The organism is Achromobacter sp. D7-1, assembly GCF_059760445.1.
Map to the genome: position 1 here is coordinate 33453 of NZ_JCBAMT010000058.1, position 12578 is coordinate 46030.

Below are 12578 nucleotides of genomic sequence, written 5' to 3' on the forward strand. Positions count from 1 at the left end.
CATGAAAAAAATAGTCGTCACCAGCGCCACGGTCGTGGGCAAGTCCCGGCCGCTGTCCGCCGACGATCTGGCCCGCGCCTGCGGCGAGGAAGTCGACTGGGTCGTGCGCCTGGTCGAGGTCGGCATCGTCACCGCCAGCGGCCAGGGGCCTGCGGAATGGCGCTTCTACAGCGCAGACTTGCAGCGCGCGCTGGACGCCCGCCGCCTGCTGCGGGACTATGGCGCGGGCCTGGACGCGGCGGCGCTGATCCTGGACCTGAGCCAGGAAGTCCGCCGCCTGAAGGCGCAACTGCGCGCGCTGGGCCTGGAAGACAAGTAACGGCGGTGCGCGGATGGGTAAACTAGCTGGTTGTGGAACGACACCAGCGAAAACCCTTGCAGACACCTCCTGCCCCCGCGCCCGCTCTTGCGGGCAGCGCCCGCATCGATGGCCTGAAATCTTGCCTGCCCGTCATGATCGGCTACTTCCCGGTGGCCGTGACCTTCGGCATCGCCGGCGTGGCGGCGGGCTTGTCGCCGCTGCAAGTGGTGCTGATTTCCGTGCTGGTCTACGCTGGCGCCAGCCAATTCCTGCTGCTCGCTTCCATCAAGGCCGGCACCCCGTGGCTGTGGGTGGTGGCGCTGTGCTCGCTGCTCAACGCCCGCCATCTGCTGTACGGTCCGCTGCTGTCGCGTTTCCTGCCCGCGGCGCTGAATCAGCGCCTGAAGGTTGCGTTCCTGCTCACCGATGAGGTCTTCGCCACGGCCTTCAACCGCCTGCAGGCCGTGGAGCCCGCGGGCCGCCAGCGCTGGATGATCGCGCTGGGTCTGGGCGCCTGGCTGACCTGGATCGCCGGGACCGCCGTCGGCGTGTACGCGGGAGACGGATTGGAGCGCCACTACCCCATGCTGTCCCAGGTGATGCGCTTTGCGCTGCCCGCGCTGTTCATGGCCCTGGTGTGCCAGAGCGCAAAGCGGGGCATGGGCCTGCCCATCATCGCGGCGGTGGCCGGCGCCGGCGCCGTGGCCGCGCTGGGCCATACCAGCCTCGCCATCCTGGCCGGCGCGGTCATCGGCTGCGCCGCCTATCGCCTGCGGAGGTCCGCATGAACACCGACGGACTGGGTTTCTGGGGCGCGGTGATCGCCATGGCGGCCATCACCTACCTGACGCGCGCCTTGCCTTTCATGCTGTCCGAGCGGAGCCGGCTGCTGCGCCACCTGTCGCGCGAAGGTTCGGCGCTGGCCGCCTTGGGGCCGTCGCTGCTGGCCGGGATCGCGGCGGCGGTGATCGTGCCCGACCTGCTGGCCGCTGGCGACCAGGCGGCGAATATCGGCCCCTACGTCGGCGGCCTGGTCGTGACCGCCGTGGCTGCGCGCCTGGTCAGCAATGCCGGCGTCGCGGTGCTGCTGGGCATGGCGGGATACGGGGTGTTGCTGGCCTTGGCGGCGTAACGCCCGCGGAGCAAAATGGTTGGACTTCCACGGAGGCCGACCATGCTTACGCTTTATCATGCGCCGCGCTCGCGGTCGTTCCGGATACTTTGGCTGCTCGAAGAACTGGGCGTGCCCTACGACACCGAAATGGTGTCCATCCGCGGCAGCGATGGCGCGGGCCATATGCCCTCGGACTACATCGACATCCATCCGCATCGCAAGGTGCCGGCCTTGGTGCATGACGGCGTGCCAGTCTTCGAAACGCCGGCCATCGCCCTTTATCTGACCGATCTGTTCCCCCAAGCGGGCCTGGGGCCGGTCGTGGGCGACGCGCTGCGCGGTCCCTACCTGACCTGGCTGGCGTATTCCACCGGCGTGTTCGAGCCTGCCATGGCCGAACGCGCCTTCAAGACGCCGCACCCGGGCAGCGCGCTGGGCTGGGGGTCGGCCGACGAGGTCGAGCAGGTTTTGACCCGGGTCTTGCAGGCGCGTCCATTTTTCCTGGGAGACAGGTTTTCGGCGGTGGATATCGTGCTGGGCGGCACCCTGCAATACATGATGCAGGTGAGGGTGATGCCCGAGACACCCGTGTTCACCGCCTATGCGGAACGGCTGGGCGGGCGCCCGGCCATGCACCGCGCGCTGCAGCGCGACGGGGACATCGAGGAAGCCTGAGGCGCCGCCGCAGGCTTTAACCGCGCCCGATGCGCGCGCGCAAGTCTGCCTGCCATTCCTCGGGACGGCCCAGGTAGCGGCTGGGCTCCAGCATTTCGTAGACGCCAGCGCGTTCCAGCGCCAGGGTGGGAAAGCCGCTGCCGCCGACCTGCGCCAGCAGCCTGCGGCTGGCGGCGATGTGCGCGGCGGTTTCGGCCCCCTGGGCGGCGGCATAGGCGGCGCGGAAGGCTTCCGGGTCCAGGCCGATGTCGGCCGCCAGGGACTCCAGCACCGCCGGATCGGCGATGCGCAGGCCCTGCACGTAGTGGGCGCGCTGGATGCGCTTGAGCAGGTCCAGTCCGCGCCCGGCCAGCGTCTGCGCGGCCAGGATGGCGGTGGTGGGCGGCTCCGAATCGAACACCGCGCCCTCATCGCGCAACAGGCCGTCGTAGTAGTCGTCGCCGAAGGGCTGGCCGGTCAGGCCGGCGATGCGTTCGTCATGCGGCATGACATAGCGGCGCAGCCTGTCCGTGACCGGCTGGCGGTTGCCGCCCGTCATCATGCCGCCCCCGTGCAGCGCGATGTCCAGGCCGGGCACGGCGCAAGCCGCTTCCACCAGCGGCGCGGCGCCGTAGCACCAGCCGCAGAGCGGGTCGAAAATGTAATGCAGGATGGGATTTGAGGTAGCCATGGCGTCATGGTAGACGCGGGCCATGCCGGGCGGAAGCCTGGCGGGGTAGCCAGAGTGTTGCATCGGCCGTGCAGATTGCCTGCACGGCCGTAAGACCATCAGCCGGCGATCTGCACGCCAATCCAGAACAGGCCGGCGGCCAGCAGCATCGAGGCGGGCAGGGTCAGCACCCAGGCCATCAGGATGTTGCGCACGGTGCTGCCTTGCAGGCCGCTCTTGTTGGCGATCATCGTTCCGGCCACGCCCGAGGACAGCACGTGGGTGGTGGACACCGGCAGGCTGAAGACGTTGGCGATGCCGATGGCGCCCATGGCGGTCACCTGTGCGGACATGCCCTGTGCATAGGTCATGCCCTGCTTGCCGATCTTTTCGCCCACCGTCAGCACCACGCGGCGCCAGCCGACCATGGTGCCCGCGCCCAGCGCCAGTGCGACCGCCACGATCACCCAGAAGGGGGCGTATTCGGTGGTGGCCGTCAGATCGGCGCGCAGGCGTTGCAGGTCGGCGCGTTCGCGCGCGGGCAGGCCTTCGATGCGCGCGACCTTCTTGGCCGTGTCGTCCAGGCAGAGCAGGTAGCGGCGCACGGAGATGCGTTTTTCGGCCGACAGGTCGGCGTAATTCGACACGCCGTGCAGATCGGTCTGCAGCGCGGCGATGGTCGGCATGGTCAGCTCGGGATCGCAGCGGAAGTTGCGCGGCAGCTCGGTGGTCGCGTCCACGCGCTTGAGCGCCAGGTAGTCGCCCAGCATGGCTTCGTTGCGCTGGTAGAACACGTTCAGGTGGTTGGCGGCGTCGCGGGTGCGTTCGATCTGGTAGGTGGTGCTGTTGGTGTCCAGCACGAAATTGGCGGGGACGATGCCGATCAGCACCAGCATGATCAGGCCGATCCCTTTCTGGCCGTCGTTGGAGCCGTGCACGAAGCTCACGCCCATGGCGGACAGCACCAGCACCAGGCGGTTCCAGAACGGCGGATGCTTTTTGTTGTCGAGGGCGCGGCGCTGTTCCGGCGTCTTGTGCATCTTCGACAGCGGCAGCCAGCGCTTGAGCGCCAGCAGCAGGCCGCCCGCCACCAGGAAGCCGGCCACCGGCGACACCACCAGGGACAGGCCGATGTCGATGGCCTTGCCCCAGTTGACGCCGTCCGCCAGCGGCAGGTCGGTGATCAGCGCATTGGCCAGGCCCACGCCCAGGATCGAGCCGATCAGCGTGTGCGAGCTGGACGCCGGGATGCCGAAGTACCAGGTGCCCAGGTTCCAGGCGATGGCCGCGGCCAGCATGGCGAACACCATGGCCAGCCCGCGGCCCGTGTCCACATTGATCAGCAGTTCCACCGGCAGCAGGTGCACGATGGCATAGGCCACGCCCACGCCGCCCAGCAGCACGCCGAGGAAGTTGAATATGCCGGAAAGCACCACCGCCAGATGCGGCGGCATGGCCTTGGTGTAGATGACCGTGGCCACGGCGTTCGCCGTGTCATGGAATCCGTTGATGAATTCGAAGGCCAGGACGAATGTCAGGGCCAGCGCAAGGCTGAGGCCAACCCAGAGGTCTAGGCCGTGGAAGAGGTCGAACATGGAGGCGGGGGAGGTTCCGGCGAGAGGAGCCGATTATTGCAGATTTGTGACCTGTCACTGGTTGCTTGCGGCTACCAAGTACGGGCAGCGGACCCCGCCCGGGGTCAGAATTTCGAATACTGGAACTCGATTTCCATCGGTTTTCCCAGGTTCGCCGCGGTATCCGCCTGGATCAGCATCACCGCCAGGACGCCCAGATAGAGCAGGCACAGCCACAGGGTTCGTTTCATTGCCGGCCTTCCTTCATGGGTAGAAAACTTCCGCGATCTTCTGGTTCACGCGCAGCCAGCCCAGCTCTCCCAGGTGCTGCACGTCGCGCAGCGTCCCCACTTCGAAGGGGGCGCTGTACATATCCATGCAGCGCATGGCGTAGCGCTGGCACAGTGCCGCGACTTCCCGCTGCACCGGGCCGAAGCGGTCCAGATCCTTGAAAACCAGGGGATGCAGCGGCTGCATGACAAAGAGGGCATTGACGCCGCGCTGGCGCAGCAAAGCCATCAGGGCGTCCAGTTCGCGCAGCTCGTCGCGGCCGGTCAGCGGCTGCGGCTGATAGGCGGTCTTGCCGCCTGCGGGAATGCTGCGCAGGTATTTATTGAAGAACTCGTCTCGCACCGCGTAGCGGTTGCCGCCCATCAGGGCTTGTTCCGCGCCTTGCGCCTGGGCCGCCAGCGCTTCCCAATCGACCACCCGGGCGGCCGTGGGCGGCCCCTCGCGTTCGCGCTCGGGGACGGGCGCCGCATGGGCGGGCGCCCACAGATCGACCAGGCGCTGGCGGAAGACGTAAGCCTGCTCGGCCGCCATCGACCAGGCGACGCCCGCATCGCCCTTGGCCTGCAGCCAGCGGACCAGCTCCGCCCGTCCCTCGGGCTGCCGCAGCAGGCGGGGCAGCAGCGGATTGGCGTGCTCCTTGAATTCGTCCGGCCCCAGCCCGCCCTCGCCGTCGAACCACCCCGGCGACAGCATCACGACCACGCGCGACGCCGGAGACAGGTCCTCGGCCATCGCCGCCAGCACCAGCTGCATGCCCAGAGACTGGAAGCCGGAATGGCCGTAAGCCAGCACCGGCATCTGCAATTCGTCGGCCAGGTAGCGGTAGGGCACGAAACGCAGGTCGTTGCTGGTCAACTCGGACGAACCCAGGATCACCAGCCGGTCGCCCGTGCGCAAGGCCTGGCTCATGCGGGACAGGTTGCGCGTCTGTTCCTGCAGCGTATTGCCCAGGTTGGGGATGTGGATGCCCGGCGCGGCCGCCGGCACCGGCTCCGTCTTCAGCGCCAGGGCGTGCAGGGCGCCCCACCCGGCGGCAGCCGCCGCCGCCAGAGCCAGCGCCGCCGCCAGCGCATGCTGCCGTAGTGTGCGTTTGAACATGGGGAACCAATGCCGCGCGGGGCTCTCTCTATAGGGGTAAGTTTGTTAGCGGATGTTATCGAGCGGGCATGACCGGAACAAGCGCGGGAAAGCGGGGCCAAAGCCGATTCGCCTTTTTGCCACAGGGTCCGGCGCCGGTGCGCGGCCTGCCGCCGCGATTCCCGCAGGGAAAGAATGCGATAGCATCGCTGTGACGGGGTTCTTCTGGATTTCCATGATTGACCTCGCCCGCCGCCGCATCCGCGCCGCCCGTATGCTCCTTACCCTGATCGCGCAGCCCATGACCGCTTCTACCCGTATCGCCCGCAAGCACCCCGACGAACTGATCGTGGGCCTGGTGTCCGTTTCCGACCGCGCCTCCAGCGGCACGTACCAGGACCTGGGACTGCCCGCGCTGCGCGAATGGCTGGGCGGTGCCCTGGCCTCGCCCTGGCAGGCGGTGGACCGGCTGATCCCCGACGAGCCCGCGCGCATCTCGGAGACGCTGATCGAGCTGGTGGACGGCTGCGGCTGCGACCTGGTCCTGACCACCGGCGGCACCGGTCCGGCGCGCCGCGACGTCACGCCGGAGGCGACGCTTGCCGTCGCCACCAAGGAAATGCCCGGCTTCGGCGAGCAGATGCGCCAGATCAGCCTGCGCTTCGTGCCCACGGCCATCCTGTCGCGCCAGGTGGCGGTCATCCGGGAAACGCCCGCCCATGCCGCCTTGATCGTGAACCTGCCCGGCCAGCCGAAATCCATCCGTGAAACGCTGGAAGGGCTGAAGGGCGAGGACGGCGCCGTGCTGGTGCCGGGCATCTTCGCCGCCATCCCCTATTGCATCGATCTCATCGGCGGCCCGTACGCCGAGACCCGGCCGGAAGTCATTACAGCCTTTCGTCCCAAATCGGCCCGCCGCGCGCCGCAGGCTTGATCCGGCGCTGCGTTATATTGGCCGCCCCTTTCACCTCCCTCCGCTCGAGAGTCCCATCGCCATGAAGGTCCGCACTGTTTTGTCCCTTACTGTCCTGGCAGCCTTGTCGGCCTGCGCCAACGTCAAAGACGTGCGCGACCGCGATCCGGTCTTTTATGGCTCCACCCAGCGCACGCCCGAGGACTACACGGCCTGCGTGGCGGAATCGTGGAAGAACCTGGGCATCAATTTCCAGCAGAAGGCGGTGCGCAACGGCTTTGAACTGATCCAGGAAGACAGCCTGGGGGTCGAGGCCGTGCTGACGACCATACACTGGAAGGGCAAGACCGACGTGCGCCTGTCCACGCGCATCGCGCGCCGCGACCAGAGCATCATCGAGCCCGCCAACCTGTGCCTGTGAACGCCATGCATCATCGTCGCGACGTCCTGCGGCTGGGCTTGGCCGCGGCCGCTCTCTGCCTGGGCCTGCCGGCCCGCGCACAGCAGGCCGGCTTCATCAGCCGCAAGCTCAACGTTCCGGTGCCGGGCGGCGTCGCTGTCCTCGGCCTGGGCAACGCCGAGCGTGCGCCCGAAGTCACTTTCCTGGGGCGGCGCGTGCTGGTGGTGCGCGAAGAGGGCAAGCAGTGGATCGCCGTGGTCGGCATCCCGCTCAGCGTGAAGCCGGGCGAACAGCAGGCGGAGGTCAAGGACGCGCAAGGCAAGCGCGCGCTGCCATTCAAGGTCGGCGCCAAGGAATACAAGGCCCAGCACATCACGCTGAAGAATCCGCGCCAGGTCAATCCGGATCCGGACGACATGAAGCGCATCGAACGCGAACAGGCCGAGCAGGCCGCAGCCAACCGCGCCTATCGCGCCGGCGTCACGCCCAGCAACCTGCTGCTGGACCGTCCGGTGAACGGCGGCCGCCTGTCCAGCCCGTTCGGCCTGCGGCGCTTCTTCAATGGCGAGGAACGCAATCCGCACTCGGGTCTGGATTTCGCCGTGCCCTCGGGCACGCCGATCAAGGCGCCGGCCGCAGGCGTGGTGGTGCTGGTGGGGGATTACTTCTTCAATGGCAAGACGGTGTTCCTGGACCATGGCCAGGGCTTCGTCAGCATGTTCTGCCACATGTCGGCCATCGACGTGAAAGTCGGCGACGAGGTGCCGCGCGGCGGACTGGTGGGGAAGGTGGGGGCGACCGGCCGCGCGACCGGTCCGCATCTGCACTGGAACGTCAGCCTGAACGACGCGCGCGTCGATCCGGCCATCTTCATCGGGGCATTCAAACCCTGATCCCGCTGGGGGCGGGGGGCGCCGCAGGGGCCGCTCCGCGCGCCTTCAGGCCGTGGCGGCCTGCTGCGCGATCAGGTGCAGCACGTGCTGGTGCACGCGTTCCGCATAGTCCATCTGCTGCCGCACGTGGAGCTGCTCGGCTTCCTGGTCGTCCAGACAGTTGTCGTACTTGGTCTTGGCGTCGGCGTAAGTCAGGCCGGTATTGCGCAGGCTGTTGATGAAGGCCTCGCGCGACTGGTGCAGCAGGCGCAGGCCTTCCTCGCCCTTGACGAATTTTCTTCGCGCAAGGGTAAGCTGGTCAGCGGCGGCTTGCAGATCTTGTGTCAGGTCCATCTTGCTTCATGCTCTTCCTGCCGGCGTTGCGCCTGGCAGAGGGCGCCATTCTTTCATGAACGGGCGCTCCACGCATTACGGCATTTCGCGGTCCAGGTTTAGGGCTGGCGCGAAAGGAAGGGAGCCGGCGCGGGGCCGGCCCTGTGGTCCTGGCTTAGCGGCGGAACTGCTGGGGACGCTGCGGGGCGGGACCGCGCTCGTCCTTGTGGCGGAAGTTGATGCGGCCCTTGGTCAGGTCATACGGCGACATTTCCAGGGTGACGCGGTCGCCCGCCAGGATGCGGATGCGGTGCTTGCGGATGCGGCCGGAGGCGTAGGCGCCGACTTCGATGCCGTTGTCCAGCTTCACGCGGTAGCGGCTATCGGGCAGCACTTCGTCAACGATGCCGTCCAGTTCGATGAGTTCTTCTTTAGCCATTCTTTTCTCCTATCAAAACGCGCAGCCATGCCGGCGGCAAGGCACGCCGCGCAAGGCGGCAAGCGCGTCGGACCCGGACTAGCGGATCCAGCGGTTTGAACGTAAAACGTCCGGGCAAGCGCGGGTAGGGGCCACGGCATCCGAAGCGGATGTCTGAAATGACGGATACTCGCGCCGCGAGGGTAATGTGTGCGCGGTGCGCGGCTTGGTCGCGGCGGCGCGTTTTGCGCAAATCGCCGGAAGAAGCGGGATGGATCTGTTGCTGCCGGGCCCCGCGACCGTTGGGTTGGCGGTGCGCCCGGCGGGGGCGGGGTTGTTCCGGCAAAGCCGGGCACGTCCTGGGTTGGCCCGGAGCAATGCCCGCAGGGGGTACAGGTTGGCACGCAGAGTGACCGAAGCCCGGTTTTTGCGGAAAAATCACGGACTTATGTTACTGCAAAGCGCAGTGATTAGCCAGTATTTATCTGTCACTGCGCCGTGATAGTTGTTGCTCAACGACTCTGGCCGGACGGGATCCGCTCCCGATATTCTTCTTCCACCCGGCCGAGAACGGACCAGAACGGGCCTGGAGCGCGGCCGGCCAGCCGGGCTTCGAGCACGCCCAGATGCACATGCCAGCCGCCGGCCACGTCCACCATGCCATCGCGCGAGGACAGCTTGCGGTGCGTCAGCACCAGGCGTGTCTCCTGGCCTTGGGGCGACAGCTCGAACGTGACTTCGGACGGATGGCCGGGGGAGCCGCCCCACGTGAACGCCAACAACCGCGGCGGTTCGCAGCGCGTGATGATGCCTTGCGTGGTGACGCCGCCTTCATACGGTTTGTAGGCCTCGGGCACGGGCTCGGCCACCGAGGACAGGTCGGCATGCATGAAGCGCAGCGTGACGCCGCCGCCCTCGCGCAGTTCCATGTCCCCGGACGCCAGCCAGAGGCCCCGCTTTTCCGATTCAGTGAGAAAGGCCCAGACCTCGTCGACGCTGGCGGGCAGGAGCCGCGTGAAGCGGATGGAGGTGGGGTCCAGGACGACGCCGTGATCACTCATGTTGTTCTCCAGAAGATGCGGCCGGGGGGCGGCTGGCGATGAGCGCGGCTTCCAGCGCGCCCAGCTTGCCCGACCAGAATTGTTCATAGAAGCGCAGCCACTGCATGGCCTCGGCCATGGGTTCCGGATTGAGGCTGCATACATGCGTGCGGCCGCGGATGGAGCGCCGGACCAGGCCGGCGCGTTCCAGGGCCTGCACATGCTTGGAGGCGCCCGCGAAACTCATGCTGTGGGGCGCCGCCAGCTCGCCTATGGTCTGCTCGCCCTGGGCCAGGCTGCGCAGCATGTCGCGGCGCGTGGGATCGGCCAGCGCGCGAAAGACGGCATCGAGGACGGGGGAGGGATTTGATTCAACCATAAGGTTGAATATAGCCCACCCTCCCGAAGAAATTCAACTTCTTGGTTGAATTTTTATGTAACCGCTTGCGGATGGTCTTCTTCCATCGCGCCATACGCGTCGGGGTATTGCGGCAGATCGTCGCTGATGTCGAACCAGGGCGCCTTGCTGGCCACATGACAATGGGCGGCCGGCTTGATGCCCGGGTCATCGTCCAGCGGACCCAGCGGCAAGCCGTAGACGTCCGGGGTCTGATCGAAACGGGTCAGCAAGGGCGTGCCGCAGGCTTCGCAGAAGCCGCGGTAGCTGCCAGGGGACGAGCAATACCACGTGACGTGGTTTTCGCCCCGCGTCCAGGCGAAGTCCTTGGCCTGGACCGTGGCCCGGCTGCGGAACGCGGCGCCATGCGCTTTGCGGCAGATCGTGCAATGGCAGTTGAGGGCGTCGGTAAGCGGGCCGCTGATCTCGTAGGCGACTCGGCTGCACAGGCAGGAACCTTTGATCATGATGAACGCCAGGCTGGTGAGGGAATATTTCCAATATACCTGGGCGCGCCGGGCTGGAACCGGCCATTTATGACGAACGTCTTTCAGATCATTGCGGTGTCCCTATTTTCCGCCAAATGAATCGATTCCCAGGTCATCGTGCTGTCATGCCGAGAAAACAGAATGCGGCCATGAACACATTCCATGGGGATTCAACGATGACTTACGCCATCGAAGTACTAGGGCTCAGCAAGAGCTTCCACGCCGGCGCCAAGGCGCTGGAGGGCGTGAACCTGCAAGTGGCCGACGGCGAGATGGTTGCCCTGCTGGGCGCCTCGGGTTCGGGCAAGTCGACCTTGCTGCGTCACCTGTCGGGCTTCGTGGCGGGCGATGCGGGAAGCGTGGCCGTCAACGGCCGCATGATCCAGCGCGACGGCCGCCTGAGCCGCGACGTGCGCTCCGCGCGCGCCGGCATCGGTTTCGTGTTCCAGCAATTCAATCTGGTGGGCCGCCTGCCGGTCATCACCAATGTGCTGACCGGCCTGCTGCCGCGCGTGCCGCTGTGGCGCAGCCTGACGCGCTGGTTCCTGCGCGGCGAAGTGCGCCAAGGCCTCGAAGCGCTTGCCCAGGTTGGTATAGACGACTACGCATTTCAACGCGCTTCGACGCTGTCCGGCGGCCAGCAGCAGCGCGCGGCCATCGCCCGCACCCTGGTACAGAACGCCCGCGTGATCCTGGCCGACGAGCCCATCGCCTCGCTCGACCCGGAATCCTCGCGCCGCGTGATGGACACGCTGGCCCAGATCAACCGCAGCCGCAAGGTGGCGGTGGTGGTGTCGCTGCACCAGGTGGATGTGGCCTTGCGCTACTGCCCGCGGGTGGTCGCGCTGCGCCACGGCAAGGTGGTCTATGACGGTCCTTCCGCGGACCTGACGCCGTCCATGCTCAGCGACCTGTACGGCTCCGAACTGAGCGAGCTGCTTCCCGAATACGCGCCGCAAGCGCCGGCCATGCCCGGCATGGCGCCGCTGCCCCGATTGGCGCAAGCCGCCTGATTCTTCCCGACCCGTTTATCCCCGGAGCCTTCCATGCTACGCAGAACCTTTGTCACCCTGATCGCCGCCGCGGCCCTGTCCACCCAGGTCCACGCCGAAGACGCCAAGACCCTGAACTTCGGCATCATCTCGACGGAATCTTCCACCAACCTGAAGTCGGTCTGGCAGCCGGTCATCGATGACCTGAGCCGCTCGATCGGCGTGCCGGTCAAGCCCTTCTTCGCGTCCGACTACGCCGGCATCATCGAAGGCATGCGCTTCAACAAGGTGCAGATGGGCTGGTTCGGCAACAAGTCCGCGATCGAAGCGGTGGACCGCGCCAAGGGCGAAGTGTTCGCCTCCGTCATCGACAAGGATGGCAACCCCGGCTACTGGTCGCTGCTGATCGTCAACAAGGACAGCAACCTGAAGACGCTGGACGACGTGCTCAAGCGCGGCGGCACGCTGAGCTACGGCGCGGGCGATCCCAACTCGACTTCGGGCACGGCCGTGCCGGGCTATTACCTGTGGGCCGCCAACAAGATCGAGCCCAAGACCTTCTTCAAGACGGTGCGCGCCAGCAACCACGAAACCAATCTGCTGTCGGTCATCAACAAGCAGGTGGACGTGGCCGTCAACAACACCGAGGCGCTGGAGCGTTATCGCCTGAACACGGGTAAGGACGCCAACGACAGCGTGCGCGTGCTGTGGAAGTCGCCGCTGATCCCGGCGGATCCGTTGGTCATGCGCAGCGACCTGCCCGCCGACCTGAAGGCCCGCATCCGCGACTTCTTCGTCAACTACGGCAAGGGCAAGGACGCCGAGCGCGAACTGGCCAACCTGAAGGCGCTGACCTACCAGGGCTTCCGTCCCTCCGACAACCAGCAATTGGTGCCGATCCGCCAGATCGAACTGGCGCGCGAGAAGGCCAAGGTCGAAGCCGACGCCACGCTGGGCCAGGCCGAAAAGCAGAAGCAGCTGGCCGAACTGGACAGCAAGCTGGCCAGCCTGGGCCAGCCCGCCGCCAAGCAATAAGTCTCTTAC

At 66.7% G+C, this 12578-nt stretch carries 18 protein-coding genes; 9 read left to right on the forward strand and 9 right to left on the reverse strand.

Annotation, left to right across the window (positions count from 1 at the left end; all coding sequences use genetic code 11):
* Nucleotide 1 precedes the first annotated feature (1 nt).
* The 4 genes from AC6LKD_RS22195 to AC6LKD_RS22210 are packed head-to-tail and all read left to right on the forward strand — an operon-like array spanning nt 2 to nt 2090.
* Nucleotides 2-319 carry a chaperone modulator CbpM gene (locus AC6LKD_RS22195; RefSeq protein ID WP_498117465.1) on the forward strand — a complete coding sequence of 106 codons (318 nt, stop codon included), beginning with the start codon at nt 2-4 and terminating at the stop codon, nt 317-319.
* A 56-nt stretch (nt 320-375) separates the two neighbouring features.
* Nucleotides 376-1089 carry an AzlC family ABC transporter permease gene (locus tag AC6LKD_RS22200; RefSeq protein WP_041654252.1) on the forward strand — a complete coding sequence of 238 codons (714 nt, stop codon included), beginning with the start codon at nt 376-378 and terminating at the stop codon, nt 1087-1089.
* Nucleotides 1086-1433, forward strand: coding sequence for an AzlD domain-containing protein (locus AC6LKD_RS22205; protein ID WP_013395713.1), 348 nt, complete (start codon nt 1086-1088; stop codon nt 1431-1433). The genes AC6LKD_RS22200 and AC6LKD_RS22205 overlap by 4 nt, the downstream gene beginning before the upstream one ends.
* A gap of 42 nt (nt 1434-1475) precedes the next feature.
* Nucleotides 1476-2090, forward strand: a complete 615-nt coding sequence (locus AC6LKD_RS22210; protein WP_498117466.1) for a glutathione S-transferase family protein — start codon at nt 1476-1478, stop codon at nt 2088-2090.
* Nucleotides 2091-2106: 16 nt separating this feature from the next.
* Here AC6LKD_RS22210 and AC6LKD_RS22215 read toward each other — a convergent pair whose 3' ends face one another.
* The 4 genes from AC6LKD_RS22215 to AC6LKD_RS22230 all read right to left on the reverse strand — a co-directional run bounded on the left by AC6LKD_RS22215 (nt 2107) and on the right by AC6LKD_RS22230 (nt 5702).
* Nucleotides 2107-2784: a DsbA family protein gene (locus tag AC6LKD_RS22215; RefSeq protein WP_498117467.1), complete on the reverse strand. Its 678-nt coding sequence runs from the start codon at nt 2782-2784 to the stop codon at nt 2107-2109.
* 74 nt (nt 2785-2858) lie between these two features.
* Complete coding sequence (locus tag AC6LKD_RS22220; protein WP_013395710.1) at nt 2859-4334, reverse strand: inorganic phosphate transporter; 1476 nt, start codon at nt 4332-4334, stop codon at nt 2859-2861.
* Between the two features lie 104 nt (nt 4335-4438).
* Complete coding sequence (locus AC6LKD_RS22225) at nt 4439-4564, reverse strand: hypothetical protein (RefSeq protein WP_013395709.1); 126 nt, start codon at nt 4562-4564, stop codon at nt 4439-4441.
* Between the two features lie 13 nt (nt 4565-4577).
* On the reverse strand, nt 4578-5702 hold the full coding sequence (locus AC6LKD_RS22230) for a D-alanyl-lipoteichoic acid biosynthesis protein DltD (protein WP_498117468.1): 1125 nt from the start codon (nt 5700-5702) through the stop codon (nt 4578-4580).
* 280 nt (nt 5703-5982) lie between these two features.
* Between AC6LKD_RS22230 and mog the strand changes: the two genes are divergently transcribed.
* From mog to AC6LKD_RS22245, 3 genes are all read left to right on the forward strand, one after another.
* Entirely contained in the window at nt 5983-6615 is a 633-nt protein-coding gene (gene mog, locus AC6LKD_RS22235; protein ID WP_498117471.1) for a molybdopterin adenylyltransferase, read from the forward strand.
* 61 nt (nt 6616-6676) lie between these two features.
* The gene (locus AC6LKD_RS22240; protein ID WP_013395706.1) at nt 6677-7015 is read left to right on the forward strand and encodes a hypothetical protein; all 339 of its coding nucleotides are present in this window, start codon (nt 6677-6679) and stop codon (nt 7013-7015) included.
* Between the two features lie 5 nt (nt 7016-7020).
* Nucleotides 7021-7887, forward strand: a complete 867-nt coding sequence (locus AC6LKD_RS22245; protein ID WP_013395705.1) for a peptidoglycan DD-metalloendopeptidase family protein — start codon at nt 7021-7023, stop codon at nt 7885-7887.
* A gap of 45 nt (nt 7888-7932) precedes the next feature.
* Here AC6LKD_RS22245 and AC6LKD_RS22250 read toward each other — a convergent pair whose 3' ends face one another.
* The 5 genes from AC6LKD_RS22250 to AC6LKD_RS22270 all read right to left on the reverse strand — a co-directional run bounded on the left by AC6LKD_RS22250 (nt 7933) and on the right by AC6LKD_RS22270 (nt 10521).
* Nucleotides 7933-8220, reverse strand: coding sequence for a hypothetical protein (locus tag AC6LKD_RS22250; RefSeq protein ID WP_013395704.1), 288 nt, complete (start codon nt 8218-8220; stop codon nt 7933-7935).
* Between the two features lie 154 nt (nt 8221-8374).
* The gene (infA, locus tag AC6LKD_RS22255; RefSeq protein WP_013395703.1) at nt 8375-8638 is read right to left on the reverse strand and encodes a translation initiation factor IF-1; all 264 of its coding nucleotides are present in this window, start codon (nt 8636-8638) and stop codon (nt 8375-8377) included.
* A gap of 491 nt (nt 8639-9129) precedes the next feature.
* Nucleotides 9130-9678: an SRPBCC family protein gene (locus AC6LKD_RS22260; protein ID WP_013395702.1), complete on the reverse strand. Its 549-nt coding sequence runs from the start codon at nt 9676-9678 to the stop codon at nt 9130-9132.
* A complete protein-coding gene (locus AC6LKD_RS22265) occupies nt 9671-10036 on the reverse strand; it encodes an ArsR/SmtB family transcription factor (protein ID WP_013395701.1) in 366 nt (121 codons plus the stop codon). Before AC6LKD_RS22265 ends, AC6LKD_RS22260 begins: the two co-directional genes overlap by 8 nt.
* A 53-nt stretch (nt 10037-10089) precedes the next feature.
* Nucleotides 10090-10521, reverse strand: a complete 432-nt coding sequence (locus tag AC6LKD_RS22270; RefSeq protein WP_013395700.1) for a GFA family protein — start codon at nt 10519-10521, stop codon at nt 10090-10092.
* A 197-nt stretch (nt 10522-10718) separates the two neighbouring features.
* Here AC6LKD_RS22270 and phnC point away from each other — a divergent pair, with 197 nt between their 5' ends.
* Both phnC and phnD read left to right on the forward strand, forming a co-directional pair.
* Entirely contained in the window at nt 10719-11555 is an 837-nt protein-coding gene (phnC, locus tag AC6LKD_RS22275) for a phosphonate ABC transporter ATP-binding protein (protein WP_498117469.1), read from the forward strand.
* 33 nt (nt 11556-11588) lie between these two features.
* The gene (gene phnD, locus AC6LKD_RS22280) at nt 11589-12569 is read left to right on the forward strand and encodes a phosphonate ABC transporter substrate-binding protein (RefSeq protein WP_498117470.1); all 981 of its coding nucleotides are present in this window, start codon (nt 11589-11591) and stop codon (nt 12567-12569) included.
* Nucleotides 12570-12578: the final 9 nt, after the last annotated feature.

Bases quoted from the DNA above. Each gene is read 5' to 3' on its own strand.
- AC6LKD_RS22195 (WP_498117465.1), top strand. From the start codon at position 2: ATGAAAAAAATAGTCGTCACCAGCGCCACGGTCGTGGGCAAGTCCCGG.
- AC6LKD_RS22205 (WP_013395713.1), top strand. From the start codon at position 1,086: ATGAACACCGACGGACTGGGTTTCTGGGGCGCGGTGATCGCCATGGCG.
- AC6LKD_RS22210 (WP_498117466.1), top strand. From the start codon at position 1,476: ATGCTTACGCTTTATCATGCGCCGCGCTCGCGGTCGTTCCGGATACTT.
- AC6LKD_RS22215 (WP_498117467.1), bottom strand. From the start codon at position 2,784: ATGGCCCGCGTCTACCATGACGCCATGGCTACCTCAAATCCCATCCTG.
- AC6LKD_RS22220 (WP_013395710.1), bottom strand. From the start codon at position 4,334: ATGTTCGACCTCTTCCACGGCCTAGACCTCTGGGTTGGCCTCAGCCTT.
- AC6LKD_RS22225 (WP_013395709.1), bottom strand. From the start codon at position 4,564: ATGAAACGAACCCTGTGGCTGTGCCTGCTCTATCTGGGCGTCCTGGCG.
- AC6LKD_RS22230 (WP_498117468.1), bottom strand. From the start codon at position 5,702: ATGTTCAAACGCACACTACGGCAGCATGCGCTGGCGGCGGCGCTGGCT.
- mog (WP_498117471.1), top strand. From the start codon at position 5,983: ATGACCGCTTCTACCCGTATCGCCCGCAAGCACCCCGACGAACTGATC.
- AC6LKD_RS22240 (WP_013395706.1), top strand. From the start codon at position 6,677: ATGAAGGTCCGCACTGTTTTGTCCCTTACTGTCCTGGCAGCCTTGTCG.
- AC6LKD_RS22245 (WP_013395705.1), top strand. From the start codon at position 7,021: ATGCATCATCGTCGCGACGTCCTGCGGCTGGGCTTGGCCGCGGCCGCT.
- AC6LKD_RS22250 (WP_013395704.1), bottom strand. From the start codon at position 8,220: ATGGACCTGACACAAGATCTGCAAGCCGCCGCTGACCAGCTTACCCTT.
- infA (WP_013395703.1), bottom strand. From the start codon at position 8,638: ATGGCTAAAGAAGAACTCATCGAACTGGACGGCATCGTTGACGAAGTG.
- AC6LKD_RS22260 (WP_013395702.1), bottom strand. From the start codon at position 9,678: ATGAGTGATCACGGCGTCGTCCTGGACCCCACCTCCATCCGCTTCACG.
- AC6LKD_RS22265 (WP_013395701.1), bottom strand. From the start codon at position 10,036: ATGGTTGAATCAAATCCCTCCCCCGTCCTCGATGCCGTCTTTCGCGCG.
- AC6LKD_RS22270 (WP_013395700.1), bottom strand. From the start codon at position 10,521: ATGATCAAAGGTTCCTGCCTGTGCAGCCGAGTCGCCTACGAGATCAGC.
- phnC (WP_498117469.1), top strand. From the start codon at position 10,719: ATGACTTACGCCATCGAAGTACTAGGGCTCAGCAAGAGCTTCCACGCC.
- phnD (WP_498117470.1), top strand. From the start codon at position 11,589: ATGCTACGCAGAACCTTTGTCACCCTGATCGCCGCCGCGGCCCTGTCC.